The organism is Myxococcus sp. MxC21-1, from assembly GCF_032612255.1.
GTDB lineage: Bacteria > Myxococcota > Myxococcia > Myxococcales > Myxococcaceae > Myxococcus > Myxococcus virescens.
Genome location: NZ_CP123278.1, coordinates 7432819 through 7454483 on the forward strand (window position 1 = coordinate 7432819; position 21665 = coordinate 7454483).

Annotated in this window: 22 protein-coding genes and 3 pseudogenes; 9 read left to right on the forward strand and 16 right to left on the reverse strand. The window is 69.0% G+C overall.

Features of this window, described 5'->3' with window-relative positions:
• Positions 1-16: 16 nt before the first annotated feature.
• The 4 genes from QEG98_RS33065 to QEG98_RS33080 form a co-directional block, all read right to left on the reverse strand.
• The gene (locus QEG98_RS33065; RefSeq protein ID WP_090492114.1) at positions 17-661 is read right to left on the reverse strand and encodes an HAD family hydrolase; all 645 of its coding nucleotides are present in this window, start codon (positions 659-661) and stop codon (positions 17-19) included.
• A 45-nt stretch (positions 662-706) separates the two neighbouring features.
• Entirely contained in the window at positions 707-1720 is a 1014-nt protein-coding gene (locus QEG98_RS33070; protein WP_316564106.1) for a hypothetical protein, read from the reverse strand.
• The gene (locus QEG98_RS33075; RefSeq protein ID WP_316564107.1) at positions 1696-2439 is read right to left on the reverse strand and encodes a DUF6311 domain-containing protein; all 744 of its coding nucleotides are present in this window, start codon (positions 2437-2439) and stop codon (positions 1696-1698) included. Before QEG98_RS33075 ends, QEG98_RS33070 begins: the two co-directional genes overlap by 25 nt.
• An 89-nt stretch (positions 2440-2528) precedes the next feature.
• The gene (locus QEG98_RS33080) at positions 2529-5816 is read right to left on the reverse strand and encodes an ATP-binding protein (RefSeq protein ID WP_316564108.1); all 3288 of its coding nucleotides are present in this window, start codon (positions 5814-5816) and stop codon (positions 2529-2531) included.
• A 152-nt stretch (positions 5817-5968) separates the two neighbouring features.
• Here QEG98_RS33080 and QEG98_RS33085 point away from each other — a divergent pair, with 152 nt between their 5' ends.
• The 3 genes from QEG98_RS33085 (at position 5969) to QEG98_RS33095 (ending at position 10093) form a co-directional block, all read left to right on the forward strand.
• Positions 5969-7039 (forward strand): hypothetical protein, encoded by a 1071-nt coding sequence (locus QEG98_RS33085; protein ID WP_410477878.1) that lies wholly within the window; start codon positions 5969-5971, stop codon positions 7037-7039.
• A 94-nt stretch (positions 7040-7133) separates the two neighbouring features.
• A complete protein-coding gene (locus QEG98_RS33090; RefSeq protein WP_090492110.1) occupies positions 7134-8393 on the forward strand; it encodes a hypothetical protein in 1260 nt (419 codons plus the stop codon).
• 272 nt (positions 8394-8665) lie between these two features.
• Positions 8666-10093, forward strand: coding sequence for an ATP-binding protein (locus tag QEG98_RS33095; protein ID WP_316568004.1), 1428 nt, complete (start codon positions 8666-8668; stop codon positions 10091-10093).
• A gap of 301 nt (positions 10094-10394) precedes the next feature.
• On the opposite strand, the gene QEG98_RS33100 is transcribed toward QEG98_RS33095, so the two are convergent.
• The 3 genes and pseudogenes from QEG98_RS33100 to QEG98_RS33110 all read right to left on the reverse strand — a co-directional run.
• On the reverse strand, positions 10395-10628 hold the full coding sequence (locus QEG98_RS33100) for a hypothetical protein (protein ID WP_316564110.1): 234 nt from the start codon (positions 10626-10628) through the stop codon (positions 10395-10397).
• A 100-nt stretch (positions 10629-10728) separates the two neighbouring features.
• Positions 10729-11232 (reverse strand): DUF1206 domain-containing protein, encoded by a 504-nt coding sequence (locus QEG98_RS33105; RefSeq protein WP_316568005.1) that lies wholly within the window; start codon positions 11230-11232, stop codon positions 10729-10731.
• A 108-nt stretch (positions 11233-11340) separates the two neighbouring features.
• Positions 11341-11579, reverse strand: a pseudogene (locus tag QEG98_RS33110) (DUF1206 domain-containing protein); the annotation flags it as partial.
• 204 nt (positions 11580-11783) lie between these two features.
• On the opposite strand from QEG98_RS33110, the gene QEG98_RS33115 reads away from it, so the two are divergent.
• A complete protein-coding gene (locus tag QEG98_RS33115; RefSeq protein ID WP_316564111.1) occupies positions 11784-12212 on the forward strand; it encodes a hypothetical protein in 429 nt (142 codons plus the stop codon).
• 117 nt (positions 12213-12329) lie between these two features.
• On the opposite strand, the gene QEG98_RS33120 is transcribed toward QEG98_RS33115, so the two are convergent.
• Positions 12330-13190 carry a hypothetical protein gene (locus tag QEG98_RS33120; RefSeq protein WP_316564112.1) on the reverse strand — a complete coding sequence of 287 codons (861 nt, stop codon included), beginning with the start codon at positions 13188-13190 and terminating at the stop codon, positions 12330-12332.
• A gap of 207 nt (positions 13191-13397) precedes the next feature.
• On the opposite strand from QEG98_RS33120, the gene gstA reads away from it, so the two are divergent.
• Both gstA and QEG98_RS42390 read left to right on the forward strand, forming a co-directional pair.
• Positions 13398-14006 carry a glutathione transferase GstA gene (gene gstA / locus QEG98_RS33125; RefSeq protein ID WP_316564113.1) on the forward strand — a complete coding sequence of 203 codons (609 nt, stop codon included), beginning with the start codon at positions 13398-13400 and terminating at the stop codon, positions 14004-14006.
• Positions 14003-14361 (forward strand): annotated as a pseudogene (locus QEG98_RS42390) (VOC family protein). Before gstA ends, QEG98_RS42390 begins: the two are co-directional and overlap by 4 nt.
• Here QEG98_RS42390 and QEG98_RS33140 read toward each other — a convergent pair.
• Positions 14331-14606: a hypothetical protein gene (locus QEG98_RS33140; protein WP_316568064.1), complete on the reverse strand. Its 276-nt coding sequence runs from the start codon at positions 14604-14606 to the stop codon at positions 14331-14333. The pseudogene QEG98_RS42390 and the gene QEG98_RS33140 overlap by 31 nt on opposite strands.
• Here QEG98_RS33140 and QEG98_RS33145 point away from each other — a divergent pair.
• A complete protein-coding gene (locus tag QEG98_RS33145; RefSeq protein ID WP_316564116.1) occupies positions 14562-15647 on the forward strand; it encodes a GIY-YIG nuclease family protein in 1086 nt (361 codons plus the stop codon). The two genes, QEG98_RS33140 and QEG98_RS33145, sit on opposite strands and share 45 nt — an antisense overlap.
• A gap of 608 nt (positions 15648-16255) precedes the next feature.
• Here the strand turns inward: QEG98_RS33145 and QEG98_RS33150 are convergent.
• Positions 16256-16801: an imm11 family protein gene (locus tag QEG98_RS33150; RefSeq protein ID WP_316564117.1), complete on the reverse strand. Its 546-nt coding sequence runs from the start codon at positions 16799-16801 to the stop codon at positions 16256-16258.
• Between the two features lie 91 nt (positions 16802-16892).
• Here QEG98_RS33150 and QEG98_RS33155 point away from each other — a divergent pair, with 91 nt between their 5' ends.
• A complete protein-coding gene (locus tag QEG98_RS33155; RefSeq protein ID WP_316564118.1) occupies positions 16893-17123 on the forward strand; it encodes a hypothetical protein in 231 nt (76 codons plus the stop codon).
• Between the two features lie 129 nt (positions 17124-17252).
• On the opposite strand, the gene QEG98_RS33160 is transcribed toward QEG98_RS33155, so the two are convergent.
• On the reverse strand, positions 17253-17699 hold the full coding sequence (locus QEG98_RS33160; RefSeq protein ID WP_316564119.1) for a hypothetical protein: 447 nt from the start codon (positions 17697-17699) through the stop codon (positions 17253-17255).
• A 96-nt stretch (positions 17700-17795) separates the two neighbouring features.
• Between QEG98_RS33160 and QEG98_RS33165 the strand changes: the two genes are divergently transcribed.
• Positions 17796-18209, forward strand: a complete 414-nt coding sequence (locus tag QEG98_RS33165) for a hypothetical protein (RefSeq protein WP_316564120.1) — start codon at positions 17796-17798, stop codon at positions 18207-18209.
• 312 nt (positions 18210-18521) lie between these two features.
• Here the strand turns inward: QEG98_RS33165 and QEG98_RS33170 are convergent, their stop codons facing one another.
• The 5 genes and pseudogenes from QEG98_RS33170 to QEG98_RS33185 all read right to left on the reverse strand — a co-directional run bounded on the left by QEG98_RS33170 (position 18522) and on the right by QEG98_RS33185 (position 21368).
• Positions 18522-19049 (reverse strand): integrase core domain-containing protein, encoded by a 528-nt coding sequence (locus QEG98_RS33170; RefSeq protein ID WP_316564121.1) that lies wholly within the window; start codon positions 19047-19049, stop codon positions 18522-18524.
• 135 nt (positions 19050-19184) lie between these two features.
• Positions 19185-19319, reverse strand: a pseudogene (locus tag QEG98_RS42395) (hypothetical protein); the annotation flags it as partial.
• A 425-nt stretch (positions 19320-19744) separates the two neighbouring features.
• On the reverse strand, positions 19745-20164 hold the full coding sequence (locus tag QEG98_RS33175; RefSeq protein ID WP_316564122.1) for a hypothetical protein: 420 nt from the start codon (positions 20162-20164) through the stop codon (positions 19745-19747).
• A gap of 396 nt (positions 20165-20560) precedes the next feature.
• Positions 20561-20794 carry a hypothetical protein gene (locus tag QEG98_RS33180; RefSeq protein ID WP_316564123.1) on the reverse strand — a complete coding sequence of 78 codons (234 nt, stop codon included), beginning with the start codon at positions 20792-20794 and terminating at the stop codon, positions 20561-20563.
• 34 nt (positions 20795-20828) lie between these two features.
• The gene (locus QEG98_RS33185; RefSeq protein WP_316564124.1) at positions 20829-21368 is read right to left on the reverse strand and encodes a GFA family protein; all 540 of its coding nucleotides are present in this window, start codon (positions 21366-21368) and stop codon (positions 20829-20831) included.
• Positions 21369-21665: the final 297 nt, after the last annotated feature.

The window sequence follows — 21665 nt, forward strand, 5'->3', positions numbered from 1 at the left end:
CCGAAGACGCCCGCTGTCACGCCAATGGCGGCAGGTGCGTCAGGAGCCGCTGCAGGTCCGGCTGAAGCTCGTCCGGTGAGGCGCTCGCGAGCACATCCACCGGATGCGTGCCCCAGGTGACGGCGTAGGTCCGCAGCCCCGCGGCCTGCCCCGCGCGCAGGTCCAGCGCGGTGTCCCCCACCATCCACAGCCCGCCCGTGCCCAGGGCCGCCAGCGCGTGGTGGATGACGTCGGGCGCGGGCTTGTGCGGAAAGCCATCCGTGCCCTGGACGTGGTGGAGCAGCGAGCCCAGGCCCATGGCGTCCACGAACTTGCGCGCCATGTCGGGGCGCTTGGTGGTGGCCACCGCCAGCAGGTAGCCCCGCTCGCGCAGCGCGCGCAGCACCTCCACCACGCCCGGATAGGGCCGCGAGCGCCGGTGGAAGTTGAGCGGGTAGTGCTCACGGTAGGCCACGCACAACGCGGGGACGTGGTCCGGCGCGAACTGGCCGTACATCCAGTCCAACGGATGGCCGATGAGCGCACGCACCTGCTCGTAGGTCGGCGCCGGAAGCCCCAGGTGCCCGAAGGCGTGGAGGAAGCTGTCGATGATGTCCGGCAGCGAGTCCACCAGCGTGCCGTCGAGGTCGAAGAGGATGCCGCGAGAAGAGGAAGCGCTCACGCACCTTCCATACCCCCTCTCGCGCCCCCTGTCCTCCCTCCGGACTCAGGGCGAGGCGCGCTCCAGCGGAGCCGCGGGCGCCTGCTCCAGGACGCACATCCACAGCCGCTCCTCCTGCACACAGCGTGTACCGCGAATGGCGCGGAACTCATGGAGCCGCTGCGGAATGGAGAGGTAGATGGTCTCCGGGTCGAGCTTGCCCGCCCGGATATCGTCGTCGAGCCCCAGGCAGTAGGGCTGCGCGCGCGCGTCATCCAGTCGCGCGACGTAGCCGCTGTTGAAGGTGAGCCCCAGCAGGTAGGCGCGATAGGCCCAGCGGTGGAAGTCCATGGGCCCGGCGCGGCAACCCCGCCCGGAGCCGTCATGTATCTGCGGCGGGTAGAGCACCAGGTGCTTGCGTCCCACGGCGGCCTCGCGCAGCGCCTCGGACGGCTGCGTGTTCCAGGCCGGCCCTTCCTTCGCTTGATGGCCCCGCCCCAGGTTCACATCGAAGGCCTGCAGCACCAGCGCCAGGGCCAGCAGCGACGGCGCCACCGTGGGCCGAGGCAGGCGGATGAGCGCGAGCGCGGAGCCCAGCGCCAGCAGGTAGTACAGCGGCCACACGAAGCGGCCGGAGGAACGGAAGGGCTCCACCCACCGCATCACCGGCGCATAGAGGCCCGTCAGGTCCGCGATGAGCTCGCCTTGCAGGGTGATGCGCGAGGACAGCGCGAAGAAGCCCAGGCCCAGCGCCACCAGCCCCACCGGCGCCAGCCTGCGCCACTGCCGCGCGACGAGCGGCGCGTCCCGCACGAGCAGGATGAGCGCGGCCCAGAGCGCGAAGAGCACGCCCAGCCCCAGGTAGCCGAAGCCTTCGTACTGGGCGCCCTGCCTCGGCAGCGCCCCCAGGAAGCGCGACCAGGATTCCCGGTAGCCCATCGGATTGACGAACGCCAGGAGGTCCGCGGAGAACCCACCGAAGGCGCCAGCGCCCAGGGTGCGGACCGTGCCGAGGTAGCCCAGCACGTAGAACAGCACCAGCACCACGCCCACGTTCACCACGGCGCCCAGCAGGGCCACCGCCAGGGCAGCCTCCGCTCCAGCGCGGTCCGCATGCACAGCGCCAGCGCGAGCGGCAGCACCATGGCGGTAATCACGGGGTGCACGCCCGCGGCGAACACGCACAGCGCCAGCGCGATGCCCAGCGCCTGCTTCGCCTCGCGCGCGTCCCGCTGCGGAATCAGGTTCAGCCCCACCAGCAGCACGATGGCCCAGTGCGCGCACAGCGCTTCGTGCGCCATGCTCATGCGCGCCAGCAGCGTGGGCGACAGCACGAGCAGCGCGCCCACCAGCCACTGCTGCGGCACCGTCGCGCCCATCCGCCGCGCCACCCACGCGGACGAGGCACCCTGGAGCACCAGGCACAAGCACATCCACGGACCGATGTATTGGAAGTCGGCGGGCAGCAGGCTGGAGAACGGCCGCAGCAGCAGCGCCACCCAGGGGATGGCGTCCATGTAGCCGAGCGTCGTCCCGAGCGGATGCAGGTAGCCGTCGATGGCGCCCAGCGGGAAGCGGAGCGGCTCGTTGCGGAAGAACAGCCAGCCCAGCAGGTGCTGGCTGAAGTCGTCACGGATGAGCCACGACAGGCGGGTGGGATTCAGCGCCGCCGGACCGTAGATGGCCAGGAACGCCAACAGCCCCACCCCAGCGGCCCCCAGCGGGCCCGCGTGCGCCACGACGAACGATGCAACCGTGTCCAGGATGCGCCGCAGCCGCTCGGGCAGGGCGGGCCTCATGGGCGGCACTCACGCGAGGCGACGGAGACGAAGGTGACGCGCACTTCGGGCATGGAAGCGCCGCTTGAAGCACAGCCGTTTCAGGGGCGTCAAGCAGCCCCGGCGCAGACAGGGGCGCCCCGGCCCTCCACCTCCAGGGCCTCCACGTCCTCGGGCTCCGAGGTGAGCCGCCACAGGGCTTCCTCCAGAAAGCCCAGCGCGCCACGCAGGTCCGACGAGGCGGCCTCTGGCGGGGCGCTCCGGGCCCGCGCGATGCGCTGGCGCACCGACTCGAAAGCCCGCTGCACCCGCGCGACGTCGTCCCGGGCCGCCCTGGCCTCCGCCAGGTCCACCACCGCGCGAAGCAGCGCGGCCAGCTCACGCAGCACCGGGTCGTCCCGCAGCTCCGGCGCGCCCTCCAGCACGACGAAGCTCGCCTCCGCCGCCGCTGCGTCTCCCACGCACGCCTCCACCACGGCCCGGTACACCGCGAAGCGCAGCACCTGCCCGCGCGACACGCGCCCCAGGCCGGACACCGCCTCCGACAGTCGGGCCCAGGCTTCGCTCCACGACCCCAGGGCCAGCTCCGCGCGCCCCAACTCGCCCAGCGCGGTGCCCTCCAGCAGCCGCTGCCCCAACTGCCGGCCAATGCGCGCAGCGGCAAGCAGGTGCTCGCGCGCCTCCTGCGGGCGCCCCTCCTCCAGCAGGTAGCAGCCCAGGTTGAGGCGAGCCAGCGCATGCCCCGCCCGGTCTCCCACACTGGCCGAGCGCGCCATCGCGTCCTCCAGCAGGCTCATCGCCTCGCGCGTGCGCCCCATCTCCCCGATGGCCACCGCGCAGTTGGACAGGAAGCCCACCTCGAACGTCACGTCGCCCACGCCGTGGAAGAGCGCCTGCGCCGCGCGCAGGTGGGGAATGGCAGCCTCCGCGCCGCAGCGGGCCTGCTCCACCAGCCCCAGGTTTCCCACGGTGTAGGCGTCCAGCCAGCGGTCGCCCTCCGACGACAACAGCCGCGCTTCGCGCACCAGCGCCCAGGCCTGGGACAGCTCACCTTCGTGACGGGCCACAATCGACAGGTCCACCAGCACGCGCTTCTCGCCCGCCACCGCGCCCAGCGTCCTCAGCGATGCGCGTGCGCACTCCAAATCCCTGCGGGCCGACACCAGGTCGCCCGCCTCCAGGAACACGCGGCCACGCACCGCCACGGCCTCGGCCACCAGCCTGGGCGCGCCCATCACCCGGTCCGTCAACGCCAGCGCCGCGTCCAACCGTTCGAGCAACAGGCGCACCGGGCCGCGCGTCACCACCTCCGGCTCCAGCGCCACCAACGCCTCCAGCGCCCGCTCCACCGAACGCGACGTCGCGGGCGTCACGGCCAGGGCGTTGTCACACGCCGCCAGGAGGTTCTCCCGCTCCAGGGCCAGCCGCTGCAAGGCCTCCGCGCCGCCCTGGCTGCGCACCTGCGCGCGCAGGCCGTGGGCCAACGACAGGTACCAATCCGCGTGCCGCTCCGCCAACGCGGCCGCATTGCCCACGCCCTCTTCGGCCAGCCGGGCCGCGGCGTACTGACGGATGCTCTCGTACTGGCCCAGCCGGGAGTCACCGCCGGGCAGCTCCGCCTCCAGCACGCGCAAGAGCGACTTGACGCGCAGCGACTGGAGCACGTCCAGCACGGAGGGCCCGTCCGGGGGCAGCCCCAGCACCGCTTCCGCCGCCTCCAGCGTGAAGCCGCCACGGAACACCGAGCAGCGCGCCAGCGCGGCCCGCTCCTCCGGCTCCAGCAGGTTCCAGGACCAGTCGATGGCTCCTCGCAGCGTCGCCTGCCGCGCGCGGCCATCACGCCGTCCCGTGCGCAGGAGCTCGAAGCGACGCGTGAGGCGCTCCCGAAGCTGGCTCACGCTCAACAGCGCCATGCGCGCGGCGGCCAGCTCGATGGCCAGCGCGATTCCATCCAGCTGCCGCACGATGTCCGCGACCATCGGCGCCTCGCCAGCCGTCAGCTCGAAGCAGCCCCGGGCTTCACGCGCCCGCTGCGCGAACAGGCGCACCGCGTCCGACCGGACCAGCTCCTCCAGCCGGGACTCACCCTCCTCTGGCACCGAGAGCGGCGCCAGGTCCAGCAGTCGCTCCCCGGGTAGGCTCAGTGCCTCGCGCGACGTCGCCAGGAAGCGCGCACGAGGCGCCAGTTGGAGCCAGCGCCCCAACGTGGCGGGCAGGTGCTGCACGGCCTGCTCCAGGTTGTCGAGGATGAGCAGCACGTCACCACAGTCGTTCAGCGCGCGCCCCAGCCGCTCCGCCGGCTCGGTCGGGTCGCCGTCCGCGCGCAGGGGGATTCCCAGCGCATGCCCCACCGACAGGCAGAGCGCCTCCGCTGTCTGGGCCTCGGCCAGCTCACACAGCCACACCCCGCCCTCCCATTCCCCCGACTCCAGCTCCAGCGCACCAAAGGACGTGGCCAGCCGGGTCTTGCCCATGCCACCCGGCCCCAGCAGCGTGACGAGCCGCGCGCCATCCGCGAGCCAGCGGCGGAGCTGCCCGAGTTCGAGGCCTCGCCCCACCAGTCCCTCTTGGAGCACGGGCACGTTCCCCTGGCGATCTCTCGGCGCACGTGGAACCCCGAAGCGCCGCTCCGACAGGTGCGCGGGCAGCACCTCCACCAGGGCCACGGCATCATCGATGCCCTTCAATCGGAACGCGCCCAGGGGACGCACCGCGGGCCGGCCCAGCGGCTCCAACGCCTGCGCGGCCTGCGCCCAGGCGCCGCCACTCACCAGGACCTGACCTCCATGGCCCGCGGCCGCCACGCGCGCCGCCACGTTCACCATGCGGCCCAGGTAGTCCGTCCGGCCGGAGCGCGCGTCCACGCGGCACTCCGGCTCGCCCACGTGCACGCCCATGCGGACCCGCAGGCCCCGGAACAACAGGCCTCCGGGCCCCACCTCTTCGGCGGCCTCGGGCTGGGAGAGGATGTCCACCGGCCAGGGCGCGCGCAGCAGCGCGTCCTGCGCCTCCAGGCACCACGTCAGCGCCTCCAGCACCGAGGGGAACGCAATCATGAAGGAGTCCCCCTGCGTCTTCACCTCGTAGCCGGTGCCGCCGACCAGCAGGGAGCGTAGGACGCGGTCATGCACCTCCAGCGCGTCACGCATGCCCGCGCCACAACGCTCCCACAGCCGCGTGGAGCCCTGGACGTCGGTGAAGACCAGCGCCACGGAGCCCTCGGGAGGCGTCGCGAAGGCTGGCTGGGACTCCTGGCCGGGCAGTGCCCTCAGCATGCCCGCCGCGGAGCCTGCCAGCCTTCTGGAGGACACATCACCCATCGCACGCTCCTGCGATGCCCGTTCCCGCTGAAGAGATGACACCACGCGGAACGAACACCGCCCATGCGTGACGGGCACATGCTCCGGGCCTCAACACAGACAGCATCCGGCACGAGACGCTCGCGCGCGGACGCGTCCACAACGCCACGGCACCCTCGCCCCAGGAGGCACCGCCAGTGTGAACCCCCTGCCCACCTCCAGCACGCCTCGACTGTCAGCGACTGCAAACATTGCCCGCGGGTACGGGTTGCCCGCACGCATCCCTGGTGCAATTTTTCGCGCCGGCCACCCTTCACCCTGCCCGCACTCCTCGGGGTGGCCCCGCCCGGACACTTGCACCGCGAGCCGTCCGGCGACCTGGACCCACTGGGGAGTCGATGAAAAAGACACTGCTTCCGAAGACGTTTCCGATGCTCGCCCTGACGATGCTTGGCATTGCTGGCTGCGAGCCTCCGCCGCCAGACGCCGCGTCCCCGACCGGCGCGCGGACGCAGCCGCAGGAGTCGTTCAACGGGCTGTCATTCAACGGCCTGTCATTCAACGGGTTGTCCTTCAATGGATTGTCATTCAACGGGCTGTCCTTCAATGGCCTGTCGTCGGAGGCCTTCAACACCTGGTTCCAGGCCAATCCCTCACTGGCCGACATGGCAATGCGCTACGTGGTCCGCTGCGCCGTGCCCGCGGGGCAGACGCGCACCTACACGGAGCCCGTGATGGAGCAGTCGTACACGTGGGAAGGTGGCCTGGGGCTGGCGCCGGACTGGGCCAGCGGAAGCCCGGCCACGCTGGCCGAACAGCAGGTCGTCTCCGCGTGCCTGGCGGCCCACGCCAACCGGCTGGGAGAGGAGCTGCTCATCTCCATCCTCGGCCTGGACGGCGCTGGCGCCGTCATTCCCTACACGGCGCAGGAGCTCGCCACGCATTCCCGGCAGGAGTCGTGTTTCTTCGGCAACCTCTTCAACTCCGAAGGCGTCCACGTGGGCGCGGAGCGCGCTCCGCTGAGCCCCCAGGAGAGCACCTCGCGCGCCTGCGCGGGCCTGCTCCACGATGGCACGGAGACGCTCGTGCCCTGCGCCCCCATGGTGTACGTGGGCGCCTGCACGTCCCACTGCGCGCTGGACCCGAGCGGCCTCTACTACGAGACGTGCACGCTCGGCGGTGTCACCTACCGCCCCATCACCACGCGGCTGTCCCCCACGAATGTGAATGTGTGTGGAGACAGCGTATGTCAGGCCACGGAGCAGTGTGGCACCTCCAACCGGTACGACAGTTGCGCACAGGATTGCGGCCCCTGCCCGTGAGGTGAGCCGCGCGAGCGTCTGCTGTTGGACGCTTGACGCGTGCGCGTGGAGGAATGGATTGGAAGGCGCATGGGCGTGGCTACTTCCCTCTCTCATGCACCTCACCCCATCCCGTCCCATCCCCCTGGGCCTGCCCCGCGCGCTGCTCGTCGCGAGCGTGCTGCTGGCCTCGACGTCCCACGCCCAAACCACGCCGCTGGAGGACAACAACCGCATCACCGCGGGCTACATCGAACTGGCCTATGAAATCGGCGGGCTGCTGGACCCCACCCTCACCCCGGGTGGCACCAGCGCCGTGCGGCCCAACTGGTTCGTCTTCGCGCCGCATGCCTCTCGCACCGGCGGCGAAGGCCTTCTCGGCGCGTCACTGGCCCGCAGCGTCATCCGCGCCGCCCGCGTCCAGCCATCCCTGTCGCTTCAGCAGGCGCTGGGACGCGTGGGCCTCACGGGCGCCCTGCATCTGTCCGTCCAGCAACTGGGCCTGCAACTGGTGCTGTCGGGCCTGCCCTTCGACGTGGCGGCGTCGCTCGCCTCGCTCACCACGGCGCTCAATGGCGCGGCCCTGCTGGACGCGCGCACGTTGCTCACCACCACGGCGCGCTTCGCCGCGCTCTACGCGAGCGCGCCAGGCGTGCTCCCGCTCGACAAGGCGGAGCGCATCGTGGACACGCTGGAGCACACGCTGAACGAGAGCAACCTCGCCATCTTCACGGACATTGGCGGCTCGGGGCGCCTCTACATGGACTGGCGCGCGGGGGCCGGCGTGGTGACGCCCGAGCGCGTGCTCACGGAGTTCACGCTGGTGGACGCGGTGCCCACCCAGTCCCGTCAGGCGTATGACTACGCGCTCGCGCACGCCTTCGACACGCCGCGCCCGTTCGAGTTCGACACCCTCTTCCCCGGCATGCACTGGAAGAGCCTGCTGGTGGCGGCCTTCGCGCTGTACGAAGAGGCCCGCCTGGCGCCCACGCCGGCCGCGCGTGACGCGCTGATCGCCATGGGAAACAACTACATCGCCTGGCGTGAGCAGCACGACATGGCCCAGCCTGTCTTCTCCCCCGCCGTCCAGCGCCCGGACGAGGTCTCTCGCGTCGAACTGCTGCGCGCCATCACCCCGCTGCTGACCACGGACTTCGGGACGATGACGTGGACGTACGCGGACTTCGCCTACAGCCAGCCGGACCGCGACGGCAACCCGCTCACCTCGCCGCCCACTGAGTACAACTGGGCCCTCTTCTGGGACCGCTGGACGGGCATTCTCTTCGCATTCGACGCGGCCTATCTTCAGCCCACGGCGCTCTGGGTCATGCCTGAACCCCTGGTGGACCCCACGGCGGCAGCGAACGGAGGCTGAGCGCGCATGGGCGAGTCGGGGCGGCCTGGGGGGGGCCGGAAACGGGGGCGCAGGGACCGGCGCCGTGAGCCTCCTGACTCACCAGGAGCCCCCGCGAGCGCCACGCCGGGCGGCTTGACGCCTCCGGATGGCCGGGAGACCTTCCCGGCCCCCATGAGACTCGCTCCGTCTTCCGAGCCCGGTCGTCCCTCGGAGCCGCCCCCGCAGTCACCACCGAGCTGCCTGCTCACGCCGCCGACGAAGTCGGCCTGTCCGCCGAGGCCCGGTTGTGTGTGCTGCAGGAGATGATGGGCGAGGCCTTCTTCACGCTCGACGCCCACGGCCGCGTCCGCGAGCTGAACACGCACGCCGCCGCCCTGCTGGGTGTGTCGGCCGAGCAGGTGCGCGGCCAGGAGCCCTGGCTTGCGCAGCCCGAGCTTTCGGGCACGGTGCTGCACGAACGGCTGATGACGGCGCTGACCACGCGCGAGGGCGACCGCTTCCTGGCGGAGCTGCCGTCGCGGACATGGCTGGAGGTGACGGTCCGCGTGGTGGGTGACGAGACGTGGGTGCTGGCCACGGACATCACCCAGCGCCAGCACGCGGAGAACGAAGTGGCGCGCACCGAGCAGCGCTTCCGCCAACTGGGCGAGCGCTTCCAGGTGGCGCTCGACTCCGCGCAGATGGCCGTCTGGGAGACAAACCTCGTCACCGGCCAGGTGTTCCGCTCCGAGGCGCATGACCGGCTCTACGGCTACGCACAGCCGCAGGCGGAGTGGACGCACGAGAAGTTCCTCGCCTCCATCCACCCGGAGGACCGCGCGGAGGTGGAGGCCCAGGTCGCCGCGCTCTTCACCCGGCACGTGGACGCCTACACGTCCACCTTCCGCACCTGCTGGCCGGACGGGAGCTGGCATTGGCTCACCAGCCGGGCGACGGTGATTCGCGATGCCACGGGCAACGTCGTGGTGGTGCGCGGGGCCATCCTGGACATCACCGCGCTGAAGGAGACGGAGGCCGCGCTGCAACAGGCGGTGCGCACGCGGGACGACTTCCTCTCCATGGCCAGCCACGAGCTGCGCACGCCGCTGACGTCCCTGCGCCTCCAGTTGCAGTTGCTGCGGCGCCTGGGCGCCTCCACACCTGGCGCGACGCTCGGCTCGGACAAGGTCGCCGGGAAGCTGGACAACACGGAGCGCCAGTTGCGCAGGCTGGGCGCGCTGGTGGACAACCTGCTGGACGTCAGCCGCATCCAGACGGGGAAGCTGGACTTCCAGTTCGCCGACGGAGACCTGGCAGGCGTGGTGTCGGACGTCGTCTCCCGCTTCGCCGAGGAGGCCCGCCTTGCGGGCGTGCGCCTGGATTCGCACGTGGACGCGCCGGCCCCGTGCCGCTTCGACCGGCTGCGCATGGAGCAGGTGGTGAGCAACCTGCTCACCAACGCCTTCCGCTACGGCACGGGCAAGCCGGTGAAGGTGTCGCTGACGCACACACCCGACAGGACCCGGTTGGTGGTGCAGGACAGCGGGCCGGGCATTCCCGCCGCGGATCGGGATCGCGTCTTCGAGCGCTTCACCCAGGGCGACAACGCCCAGCGGCGCGGCGGCCTGGGGCTGGGGCTCCACATCGTCCGGCAAATCATCGACGCGCACGGCGGCCGCGTCCACGTGGAGGAAGCGCCTGGAGGCGGCGCCGCCTTCGTGGTGGATTTGCCACGGTAGGGCAGGTGCCACCCCGTTCCGCGGGGCGGGCACGGCATCCACTTGTGGACACATGCGGGGCGCAGCCCACGGGGTGACACCCGGCCCTTCCTCCGATTTCTTACACCCTGACGCCTTTCGGGAAGGACTTGGCGTCATCAGTGAATCGGGGTTCGCCGAACACGTGCAATATGCCGTCCCGGTTCGGCGTCCAAGCGGGCGTGGGTTCATTGCTCGTCATGGCCGCGCCAGTCGTTCCGTCAGGAGGCGCTCCGATGTGGATTGAGAGCATCATCATGCCGCGCGAGGACGACTCGGAGCCCTACGTCCCGGCGCCACAGCGGGACCGGCGCAGCGGGCTCGCGGCGGCGTTGGAGGAGAGCCGCAAGCTGCGCGACACGGTGCAACGCTTCGTGAGTGCCCACGACTTGTCGGACGGCGTGAGGTGGCTCAGCGAGCCCGGCCTCCTGCCCGTCATCACCATCCACTGCACGGACTTCGCGCTGGCGAAGCTGCGCGAAGCCGCGGACTTCGTGGTGGGCTGCGCGGCGCCCATCGACGTCTACCCCGCGCTGGTCGGCGCACAGGGCCGGTGGCCCCCGAGGCCCTGTTCACCTCGGCCGTGCCCCACCTGCAGCGCCGCATGTAGGGCCGCATCACGGCGTGGGGATGCGCCGGTAGCGCGCCACGCACAGTTGGTAGACGGCGTAGGCCACCAGTCCCAACGCCACCAGGCCCAGCAGCCAGGGTCCGAAGGGCTGGCGCGCCAACGTTCCCAGCGCTTCCCCCAGGCCGCCCGCCTCTCCCGGGTCCGCGCGCAGCGCCGCCTGGATGAAGAACCAACCCACCAGCAGGAACACCACGCCGCGCGCCGCGACACCGGCCTTGCAGATGCGCTCCACCCAGGTCCGCCGGCGCGCGGCCAGTCCGGACAGGCTCAGTTCCTCCAACATGCGTCCCTTCCAGGCCTGGTAGAGCTGGTATCCGGCGAACGCCATCACCGACAGGCCAACCACGACGACCAGGACCTGGCCAAAGGGTTGGGACAGCAGCTTGGCGGTGAGTCCCTGGTTGCCGCCGCCACCACCGCCACCTCGGCCGCGAAGGAGGTTGAAGGCCGTGAGCGCGAGGCTGGCGTGAATCACGCCGCTGCCCGCCATGCCCACGCGCGCCGCGATGCCCGTTCCGGAGCGGCCTTTGTCTTCCAAGTCCCAGGCGGCCTGGGCGAAGCGCCACAGCGCGAAGGCGACGAGTCCCACCCCCAGCAGCACCAGCAGCACCGAGCCGAAGGGCTGGCGCGCCACCTCCTCCACGGCGCCATGGGTGTCCGTCGCCGGCCTCCTTCACCCGCGGCCAGCATCAACGCCAGCACTCCAATCACCGCGTAGACCGCCGCGCGCGCGGCGTAGCCCACGCGGGCCGCGCACTCCACACCGCTCCGGCTCGCGCCCTGCCCCACCCGAGCCACCCGATGGAGGTCGGGCCGGCGCAATGTCCCCGTCGCCATGTGTCCTCGTTCCTTTCCGGCGCCACCGCCATGTCCGAGCAGGAACGATGCACATGGACACGCCGCGCCCCAACGGACGCTCGCCTGTCCGCTCGCCCAGGATTCCGGGGTAGCTTCCCCGCTTCAACCGAAGCGCTGGCGAGGAGGTATCGCGGTCTGACCTGGGCGCTTGCGCCCCCATTCCATGGAAGGCACGTCACGCACATGCGGCTCATCCTCACGTTCCTGCTGGGTGTGGTCTGCGGCGGCATCGGCGTCTGGCAAATCAAGCCGGATGCGACTCCATCTCCCATGGAGAACGCAGCACCACTGCCTGCTGTCGCCACCAGGCAGTCACCCACTCCAGGCCCATCCACTCCCGCCGTCCGGAGCAAGGCCCCTCACACGCCTTCGCCCGTCGCCCCAGCACTGCCCTCACCCCACGCCGCGCCTGGAACGACGGCCCAGCTCGAATCAGAAAAGCAGACACACGCCGCCAGCGGGTGGCGGCTGGGGGGAACCGATGCGCCAGAGAAGCGCTACTTCGGGCTGGCGCTGTACTCGCGCGACGAATCGCCCCAGCGCCAGGGAGCGCTCAATCAGCGCATCCAATACCGCAGCCGGCAGATGCAGCAGACCCTCCCGCGTCCGTGAAGTGACGACGGGCGTCCCTCGCAATCTCGCAGCATTGAAGCGCACAGCCAGACAGCCCGTCTTGAGGGCCGCATGGCCGTGCCCGTTCCTCTTGCCACGGAGCTTCGTGCGGACGCCCTAGTCGCAGCCGACGCGCTGCGTGCTCACCACGACGTTGTCAATCCACGTCTCGGAGCCGGACGCTCCCAGCGGGTGGACGAAGCCGTAGCCCACGGAGAAGTTGTTGAAGGCGCGCATGCCGATGTTGGTGAAGTCGTGCGCAAGCGTGCCGTCCACATAGACGCGGGTGTTGCCGTGCGTGCTCGACGTGCTGTCGCGGCGGACCTCCCACTCCAGACACACCCAGCGCCCCGCCTCCATGCCCAGCCGGACGGGCTCGGGCTGGCGGTTCCAGCCCTGCCCTTCGCGGAAGGACCAGTCATCCAGCGCGAAGCCGCTGTCCTGCATGACCTGGAGTTCGAAGCCACCAAAGTCCGCGCCGAAGTTGGACAGCACGAAGAAGGTGCCCATCTGCCCGAACACTCCCGGCAGCGAGCGCATGTAGACGTGCGCGCGCACGAAGAGCCGGGTCTCGAAAGCCGGGATGCTCTTCTGCCACTGCGCGATGGCCTTGCCAGCACGCTGCCGCTCGTCGTGTCCATCCTCGGTGAGGACGTGCAGCGCGCCCGGGCCGTTGCGCGTCCGCGTGCTGTCCACCTGGAGGGAGGCGTTCTCCGCGCTGGCGCTCCATCCGTTGGTGTCGTTGCCGCTGTCGAACAACTCGCAGAGCAGCGCGTTGGAAGGACAGGTCCCGGGCTCGGTGCTGGGCCCCGGGTTGTCATCGCCCGCGTCCGTGCCGGAATCCGTTCCCGCGTGGGTGCCCGCATCAGTGCCGGCGTCATTGCCAGGAGAGGGGTCGTCACCATCGTCCGAGCACGCCGGCAGCACGCCCAGGGACAGGACCGCGAGAGGGAGCAGGAAAGACTGCTTGAGACGCATAGGTTCAGGTATCCGGACAGGCCCGCGGGGCCGGGCATGCGCTGAGGGGATGCGGTCGGGCGGGCTCCCCGGACCGGTGCCGACCGTCACGAATCCCTATCACTCGCAGTGCCTGCGGGTCACCTGGGCAGGGCCGACCCAGGGGGCGGCCCGACCTGCATCCGAATTCGTGGCGAACGGCGCTGGAGTCGTGCAGGAATCCGCGCCATGAAACTCTTCTACTCCCCTGGCGCCTGTTCGCTGTCGCCCCACATCATCCTGCGTGAGGGCGGCTTCTCCTTCACCACCGAGAAGGTGGACATCCGCGCCAAGAAGACGGCGGCGGGCGAGGACTTCCACGCCATCAACCCCAAGGGCTATGTCCCGGCGCTCCAGTTGGATGACGGCAGCCTGCTGACCGAGGGCCCCGCCATCGTCCAGTTCCTCGCCGACCAGGTCCCCAACAAGAAGCTGGCCCCGGCCAACGGCACGCTGGAGCGCTACCGCCTCCAGGAGATGCTCAACTTCATCTCCACCGAGATTCACAAGGGCTTCAGCCCCCTGTTCAACCCGGCGTTCCCGGATGACGTCAAGCGGCTGACGCGTGAGCGGCTCGCGCAGCGCCTGGGCATGCTGGAGGCGGTGGTGGCGAAGCAGGCGTTCCTGCTGGGCGACCAGTTCACCGTGGCGGACGCGTACCTCTTCACGACGCTCAACTGGGCCGGGCACACCAAGGTGGACCTGGAGCCCTTCCCCGCGCTGCGCGCCTATCACGCCCGCGTGGCGGACCGGCCCTCCGTGCAGGAGGCCCTGAAGGCGGAAGGCCTCGCGAAGTGACGGCGGCCTTCGTCAAGCTGCTCGTCACGGACAGCGCGCGCTCGGTGGCCTTCTATGAGGCGCTGGGCTTCACGCGCGTGAGCGCCGAGCCCCCTTCGTCCACCTCCGGTGGGCGGAGGCCCTGGACGTGTACCTGGTCACCCCGCCGCCACAGCTGAAGTTGGAAGGCCGGCGCGGCACGGGGGTGCTCGTCGGCCTCCGCGCCGAGGCGCCCCACAGCCTGGACGAGGTGCTCCTGCGGGCCCAGTCCCTGGGCGCCGCCGTGGACGGCCCCACGGTTCAGCCCTGGTACACCCGGGAGCTCATCGTCACCGACCCGGACGGCTACCGGCTGAACTTCATCGAGCCGGCGTAGCCGCGCTTCACCGCGGGCCAGGGCGCGCGGCCTTCACTTGAGGCCGCCGCCCTGCGTTCCCGCGCCACCGCCTTCCCTCCAGAGGCGACGTCCGGCAGGCACCTCCCCGAGCGGCTTCGGCTCACAGAGGAGCCGGACAGGTCCGGGGCATGGAAGCGACGGTCCTCGCCGGTTACGGTGCGGGCCTCCGCTCCCGTCTCATGGAATCCCGCGTCGCCGCCCTCTTCGCCCACGTGCGCGAGCACGCCGAGAATCGCCCAGGCGTCTACCGGATGCTGGGGCCTTCGGACGAAGTGCTCTACGTGGGCAAGTCCGTGCGGGTGCGCACGCGGCTCTTGTCGTACTTCCGCGCGGAAGCGCACGAGAAGGCGGCGGAAATCATCGCCCACGCGCACCGCATCGTCTGGGAGTACACGCCCAGCGAGTTCGCCGCGCTGTTGTACGAGTTCCGCCTCATCAAGTCACAGCGCCCCCTCTACAACGTGGAGCACAAGCGGGACCGGGGCCACTGCTTCATCCATCTGACGCGCGAGCCCGTCCCCCGGCTGCGCGTGGTGAGCCGCGCCAGCAGCGAGAGCGGCGACTACTACGGGCCCTTCCACGGACGGAGCGCCATGTCCGACGTGGTGCGCGCGGTGAGTGACTTGCTGGAGCTGCGCGACTGCGCGGCGGACACGCCCATGCGCCTGGCGGACCAGGGCCAGCTCTTCCCGCTGAAGCAGGAGCCGTTGTGCATGCGCGGGCAGCTCTCGCGCTGTCTGGCGCCCTGCGCCGGCGGCTGTACTCGCGCGGAGTACGACGCGCGCGTCGCCCAGGCCCGCGCCTTCCTCGAAGGGACGTCCGACACACCGCTGACGTTGCTGCGTGAGCGCATGGCGCTGGCGGCCCGCAGGCTCCAGTTCGAATACGCCGCGGAGCTGCGGGACAGGGCGGAGCGGTTGGAGCTGATGCGCGGCTGGGTGGTGGAGCTGAGCCGGATGCTCAAGCGCCTCTCTTTCGTCTACACGGTGCCCGGCCACGGCGGCGATGACCGCGTCTACGTGGTGCGCCGGGGCAGCGTGCGCGCGGAGCTGCCCGCGCCCGTCACGCTCGAGCAGCAGCAGGCGCTGGAGGCGAAGGCCCGTGAAATCCTCGAGCGGCCCGAGCCGGAGACACTGGGCTTCCGTGCACACGAAGCGCAGGAGGTGATGCTCATCGCCCGCTGGTTCCGCCTGCACCCCGAGGCGCTGAACGAAGGGCCCTACCAACCGGTAGGGCCCTTTTGTTTTACACGGGCCTCGCGATGAATATCGCGGGGCCTTCGTGCTTAAGCCGCTGAATCACAAGGGATTCTGGCTCGCGGTGACGAAGAGGGCGCTCTCGGCGCTCTACCCCGCAGAGCGAGATGCCCCCTCTCCTCCGCCGCCGATTGGGCCCTCTGGACCGCTCTTTCACCCGTTTTGGGGAGAGAGAGGCCGAGAGTGGTTAACAGTTTTGTTAACCACCGCAGGCACCCGATTCTGACAATCCCTGGCTTTCGATGTCGTACCTTCCAGGGTTACGTCGTTTCCCTCTTTCAGAAGGCCGAAATAGGCCACTGTTAACCGAGAGAGTGAAAAAGGGCTCTCCGTTACTCGGTATTCTCGATTTCTTCGCGCGGCGCAGACTCTCCGAGACGACTCTCTGCGTGTCTCGGCCACGCTGCTCGACCGACACACCTCTCCGTCCCCTCCTCTGCCCATGTCGGCTCGGGCAAAGGGAGGCCAGCGTCCCAACGCGCTGGATCCAGGGTGAGGCCTCCCCATAGGTCCCCAGCAGGAGATGGGCATTCGGCCAGGCCGGGCCCCTCCCCTCCAAGCTCCAAGGAGCGCGGGAGGCCGCCGCGCAGCCCTTCGCAGCAGCAGTTCCGCTTAGGTTAGACCGCCTCGAACTCCGCCCCGGTGACGCTCGCACGCTCCATCGCCGTCTTGATGTCCTCGGAGACAATGAGCACGCCGGTCCATCCCCAGGTGCGGAACACTTTCACGTCGCCCACCTTCGAGGGGTCAATCCTCATCCCGTAGACGCTTCGGTACTTGCCGAGCTTCTCGGGGCGCTCATCCTCTGGCTTCCAGTACATCACTTCTTCCGATGCCTCGTCGTCGATGCACCGAACCAGCCGTATCGCCACGAGAATGAGGTATTCGTCAAGGTAGCCTTTGATATCGACGGGAATCAGTTGCACGTCATTGGGGGCCAGCTCCGCGAAGATGGTGGCCACCTTGACGTGGACAATGGGAGTCATCCCAGCGCCTGCGGCGTTGTAGTCCAACCGCCGTCCGGGCTCGTCGATGGGAATCCACAGGGGACCGGACACGCGTGCGGGGCGTCCAGACGTGAACTCCCTCCAGTTCTCCAGTTCTTGGCCCTGCTTGTCCAGCGGCTCGTTCAAGGACCATATCCCGTCCAGCATCGCGGGCATGAGTCTGAAGAATCGCGATTGATTCGACATGGTGGGTTGCTCAGTGTCCTGACTTGCCCAGCGTCACGCGCTTGTGGGGCCGGTCCTGGGCATGATTCCCACGGTGATGCTGCGCAGGTCCACTGCACCTGCGCGCAGGCCCGTCGCGGATCCACGCGCATGCATTCCATTCATCGGCACGCCACTCGTCCTCGTGCTGCGTAACGGGCTGGTGCTTCACCTACTGCTGCTCGCCGCGGGTCCGTTTGACCTTCTTCTTGGCTGGCCGGGCAACGAGGTCCTCGTCCACCTGCACGCCATCACCTTATGGGAAGTAGCGTAGGCAGCCGACCTCGCACTGGCACGAAGAGGCGCTCCCCTTCGCGCCGACGTGGGCAGGGCCGCCCCTACTCCTCCACGCGGACAACCTGCCCCTGCTGAATGAAGAAGTACCTCGTGTTGAGGACCTTCCCTATCGTGGGGACCCTTTCGCCCAGCGAGTGAGACTCCGCGAGGACGGGGGCGACTGCAGAGCGAAAGCCGAGTCAGTAGGTCCAATAGAGAAGGGGCACGGGGGCTCCCGCCCCCAGTCCACCGTCAGGACAAGCCGCATGGTGCGCAGTGGCATGAAGCGCCCCACGGCCCCGGTGACCAGGAGCCCGCGGACGACCGCCAATGCGAAGGGGCCTCGTCGCGCCTCGTGCAGCATCTTCAACGCCCGCATCGCGGAGACAAGAAAGAGGGTCGCAGGCCCCATCATCAACAGGTTCGCACACAGCTCCACCCACGGCGGAGCCTGGTCGACGAGATAACTCTTCTCATCCCAAGCAAGGACGCCCAGGCTCCAGGCCACCGCGAGGACCGCCTGGCACAGCAACATGCCGAGCGGAGCGAAGGTGCCACCCGCGTAGAGCACCATGGCCACGGAACTGGGCCATGCTCATGGTCGACGTACCTCGAAAGCTCACGCACTTCGAGCATCCGCCCGTACTCGGCTTCTGATAGAGGTCAAAGAATGGATATTTTCATTGTCGGCATGCTCGTGGTGATCGGCGGCGTCATTTGGCTCAGCTATCGCTACGGACGACGCCCTTCGAAGCAAGAGAAACCCGCGTTCGTGCTCGGCTCGATCGGCACCCGTGCGCACGCCGTGCTCGCCACGGTCGGTGAACCCGTCACGCTCGGTCGCTACGGCCACGGCCCTACGTTCCATGCCGTGCCCGTGAGCTTTCAGCTGACCAACCCGAGCCGTAGCATCGAAACTCGCCTCACCTGCAGCGCGCTCCAGCTCCCACTGCTGCAACCGGGCGCCCCGTGCGAGCTCTTGCTCGACCCGGCCGATCCCACTCGGCTCATGGTCGCGTCGGTGCAGAACTCCTTCGGCGTGCAGGTGCCCACCGAGATCGGCTCTTCGCACTTCCGTTGGTGACGCGCCGTCGGCGCCAACCGGGAAGCTCGGCACGTCGGAGTCTTTATGGTCGACCCCTGTGCCTACCCAAAACTCAGTCGCTGCATCATGAGTGCGTCAAGGCTGCGTCAAAACGCGCGTCATGACGTGAGCGATGCGCATGACGAGCTGTGGGTCCTCCCTTCCGTTTGACAGAGGTCTGAATTACGCCCGGCTCAGATGCCACAACACCTCTCTGCCTGCGTGTGGACACTCCCCGCCCATCCTGCGAACGCAGGTAGGCTGGTGCAGCACGCGCGGGTCTACGAGGGTGTTGTTGGAAGGACCGAGACTCTACGCAGCGCGGCGCTCGTACCGGTGGTGGAGCCCGAAGACTTCCCGTAGCTCTATCACTGTGGCTCCTCGCTCCGGGCCCTGCACCTCACGCGTCTCGGGCGCATCTTTCCCGAGCGACAGGTGCGTCCTGCTCGCATTGTAGTAGCGCTGGTACTCGCGCAGCAGGCGCCGAGCGTGGGCTTCGTTCAGGACGACGACATGGTCCAGCAGCTCCCTACGTATCGAGCCGATGACTCTCTCCGCATAGGGATTCTGCCACGGACACCGTGCAGCACTCGGCACCTCGCGAATCCCCAAATGGGTAAGCGTGGCGCGAACGCCCTCGGAGTAGAGCTTGTCCCTATCTCTGTGCAAGTACCTTGGAGCACTGGCCCAGGGAAAGGCTTCTCGCAACTGCTGCTTCGTCCATTCTTCCGTCGGGTGCGCTGTCACATTGAGGTGGAGGATTTGCCTGTCTCGGTGACTCACAACCACAAATCCCAACAGCACTCCAAACGTCGCAGTCGGAATGACAAAGAAGTCCATCCCCGCGGACTCCGCCAGATGCAAGCGCAAGAAGTTCCGCCATGTTGGTGACGGTTTCGGCGCTCCCCTTCCCGGTCTGGACATGTAACGAGCGACCGTTGTCTGGCCTACCTCCATCCCCAACTTCAGCAACTCCCCGTGAATGCGCGGGGCCCCCCACGTCGGGTTGGCATCGGCCATGCGCCGAATCAATGCGCGCAGTTCCGGAGTTGCCCGAGGCCGCCCCAGCCGACTCCGGGACTTCCAGCGCCAGAAGAGCCGAAAGCCCATCCGATGCCTGTGCCTACCCAAAACTCAGTCGCTGCGTCATGAGTGCGTCAAGGCTGCGTCATAACGCGCGTCATGAAGTGAGCGATGCGCGTAACGAGCCGCTGGGTCCTTCTCTTCCGTTTGGTAGAGGTCGGAATTACGCCCGGCTCAGACGCCTCAACACCTCTCTGCCTGCGTGTGGCCGCTCCCCTCCCGTCCTGCGAACCCAGGTAGGCTGGTGCAGCACGCGCGGGTCTATGAGGGTGTTGTTGGAAAGACCAAGTCTCTACGCAGCGCGGCGCTCGTACCGGTGGTGTGGCCCCCATTTCAAACGAGCAGGTCCCTGGTGCCCCGCATGGACGAGGAGCAGGGCAGGCCCTGCACGAGTTGACAGTGAGCACATCGCGGCCCTCGGCCCCGAGAAGAGGCCGAGCCTCGCCCAGCCGTCAGAGCCGGGACAGAATCTCCGCCCTCTTCTGCTCGTACTCCTCGGCGGCAATGAGCCCCTCGTTGGCCATCCGTTGCAGGTCCGCCATGGCCTTCACGGGGTCTCCCTGGGGCGAGACGCTGGAGGGCTGAGAGGTGTCCTCCCCCACGAGGAGAACCCGCTGCGCGTCGTTTGGATGAATCTTCACCTTGAGCCGTCGTCCAGGCTCCATCACCGGAATGTCCCAGGCGTCCAGCCGGTCCTCCAGTCCCACTTCATAAGGCGCATGCCCCGACCGCCGCACCTCCAGTCGGACCGCGAAGACAGGGCTGTGGTTGATGCGCTTCCGGGTGCGCTGAACCTGGAGCACCGTGGCTTCGGCCGACTCTCCCTGCTGGAGGAGCTGCTCGTCCCTCCGGCGCGCCCGAATCGAGCGCACAAAAAGCCCATAGACAATGAGCGCGAATAGACCCCAGCTAGAGCCCAGAAGGATGCTTACGGTCCCCTCACGCATGTATCACCTCGAAAGCGCGTCGCATCCGCCGACCAAGCAGCCAGCCCAGGGGAAGCAGCGGTAGCCCCTCCCAGGAGGCACTGACTTAGGCCGACACGAACCGCCGCGAAAGCTCGAAATGGGGCTGCCCTCATACCCGCCCTTGTGCCTTCTGTGCCCTCCCAACAATCAGGAGAGAGGGTGCCTCCCCCAAATTCGGTCGCTGCGTCACGGGCACATTCGGCAGTGCGTCACTGCGAGCGAGGCGCGCGAAAGGGCGTTGCCCGCCGAGGCGACAACTTCCTCAAAGCAGGGGGCCATTTCGCACGCGCAACAGTGCATTCAGGGGTCGCGAAACTCGGCCGTCTCGCTGTCTTCATGCTCGGCATCGAACCCATAGCGTTCCGCGAGAGCTTGAGCCACGGCAGCCGCACGCGAGAGCCCCTTCTCGCGAAGTGCATCCGCATCCTTGCGAAATCCGGTAGCAAGGTCACGATCCTGCGTCCCCCCGTCCAGGAAGCTCCTCCTCACCACTCCACGCAGTTCGCGCTTTGCCCTGAACAGGTAGCGTCCCAAATGGGGGCAGGTCGTCGCCAAGCTCTAGCGGAGGTCAGACCTGGAGCTGTCCGTGGACGAAGGCAAGCTTCGGGCTGCGGAAGCCCATCAGGACCCACGCGCCCAGCAGCTTGACGAAGAACGAGACGGATTGGTGCTTGCCGTTGGGGACGTCCTCGGGGAGCGCCGTCCCGGGCGGGAGGTCCGAGGTCATGGTTCGCAGCTCGAGCGGGGGCAGCGTCCCTTCGGGCCAGAGCGCGCCATAGAGACTGAGCCAGTGGCCGTTCTCGAACTCGAGGAAGACGGGCGTGTTGCAGCAGGTGGCGACGACCCGGCGGGTCTTCGCCTCGGGCGTGAGCCGGAACTCCTTGAGGTGCTCGGTGCCCTGTTGGAAATGGACGCGGTCCTTGCGGTAGAGCACGAAGCGCGTCGCGCCAAGGGAGCTCAGGACCGGCCGGGCCCCGGGGAGCGTCTGAAGCCTGGCGCCGGCCGCGCGGCAGCTATTGCAGCAGCATTCGGCGCTGATGATGGGGACTCCCCGCACCTGCAGGAGGACCTTTCCGCAGGCGCAGCCGAGCTGAGGGGGTTGGGTCATGGCGATGCTTTCTCTGGGAGGGGACGGTTGAAGAGGAGGCGGATGTAGCGGTCCAGGTGGTCCAGGCTCTCGCGCGCCAGGGCGGCATCGTTCCCCTGTGCCTACCCGAAATCCGGGTGCTGCGTCATGCGTGGGTCAAGGCGAGTGGGCGCGGCGCATAGGGGGCCGCCGAGTTCCTGTAGCGGCGAAGAAGGGGTGGAGCAATGGGGAGGCGGCCTCGGGGCGTACCAGGCTGCCGCTGCGCGCGGCCGGCTCGGCGCTCCCCCGAAGCGGGGACGCAGGCCGGACCCGCCGAGA

Excerpts from the sequence above, each read along its gene's own strand:
- QEG98_RS33075 (WP_316564107.1), bottom strand. The coding sequence starts at position 2,439 with ATGAGGCCCGCCCTGCCCGAGCGGCTGCGGCGCATCCTGGACACGGTT.
- QEG98_RS33090 (WP_090492110.1), top strand. The coding sequence starts at position 7,134 with ATGCACCTCACCCCATCCCGTCCCATCCCCCTGGGCCTGCCCCGCGCG.
- QEG98_RS33100 (WP_316564110.1), bottom strand. The coding sequence starts at position 10,628 with ATGGGCGCCGCGCAGCCCACCACGAAGTCCGCGGCTTCGCGCAGCTTC.
- QEG98_RS33105 (WP_316568005.1), bottom strand. The coding sequence starts at position 11,232 with ATGGCGGGCAGCGGCGTGATTCACGCCAGCCTCGCGCTCACGGCCTTC.
- QEG98_RS33115 (WP_316564111.1), top strand. The coding sequence starts at position 11,784 with ATGCGGCTCATCCTCACGTTCCTGCTGGGTGTGGTCTGCGGCGGCATC.
- QEG98_RS33120 (WP_316564112.1), bottom strand. The coding sequence starts at position 13,190 with ATGCGTCTCAAGCAGTCTTTCCTGCTCCCTCTCGCGGTCCTGTCCCTG.
- gstA (WP_316564113.1), top strand. The coding sequence starts at position 13,398 with ATGAAACTCTTCTACTCCCCTGGCGCCTGTTCGCTGTCGCCCCACATC.
- QEG98_RS33145 (WP_316564116.1), top strand. The coding sequence starts at position 14,562 with ATGGAATCCCGCGTCGCCGCCCTCTTCGCCCACGTGCGCGAGCACGCC.
- QEG98_RS33150 (WP_316564117.1), bottom strand. The coding sequence starts at position 16,801 with ATGCCCGCGATGCTGGACGGGATATGGTCCTTGAACGAGCCGCTGGAC.
- QEG98_RS33155 (WP_316564118.1), top strand. The coding sequence starts at position 16,893 with ATGATTCCCACGGTGATGCTGCGCAGGTCCACTGCACCTGCGCGCAGG.
- QEG98_RS33160 (WP_316564119.1), bottom strand. The coding sequence starts at position 17,699 with ATGGTGCTCTACGCGGGTGGCACCTTCGCTCCGCTCGGCATGTTGCTG.
- QEG98_RS33165 (WP_316564120.1), top strand. The coding sequence starts at position 17,796 with ATGGATATTTTCATTGTCGGCATGCTCGTGGTGATCGGCGGCGTCATT.
- QEG98_RS33170 (WP_316564121.1), bottom strand. The coding sequence starts at position 19,049 with ATGGACTTCTTTGTCATTCCGACTGCGACGTTTGGAGTGCTGTTGGGA.
- QEG98_RS33185 (WP_316564124.1), bottom strand. The coding sequence starts at position 21,368 with ATGACCCAACCCCCTCAGCTCGGCTGCGCCTGCGGAAAGGTCCTCCTG.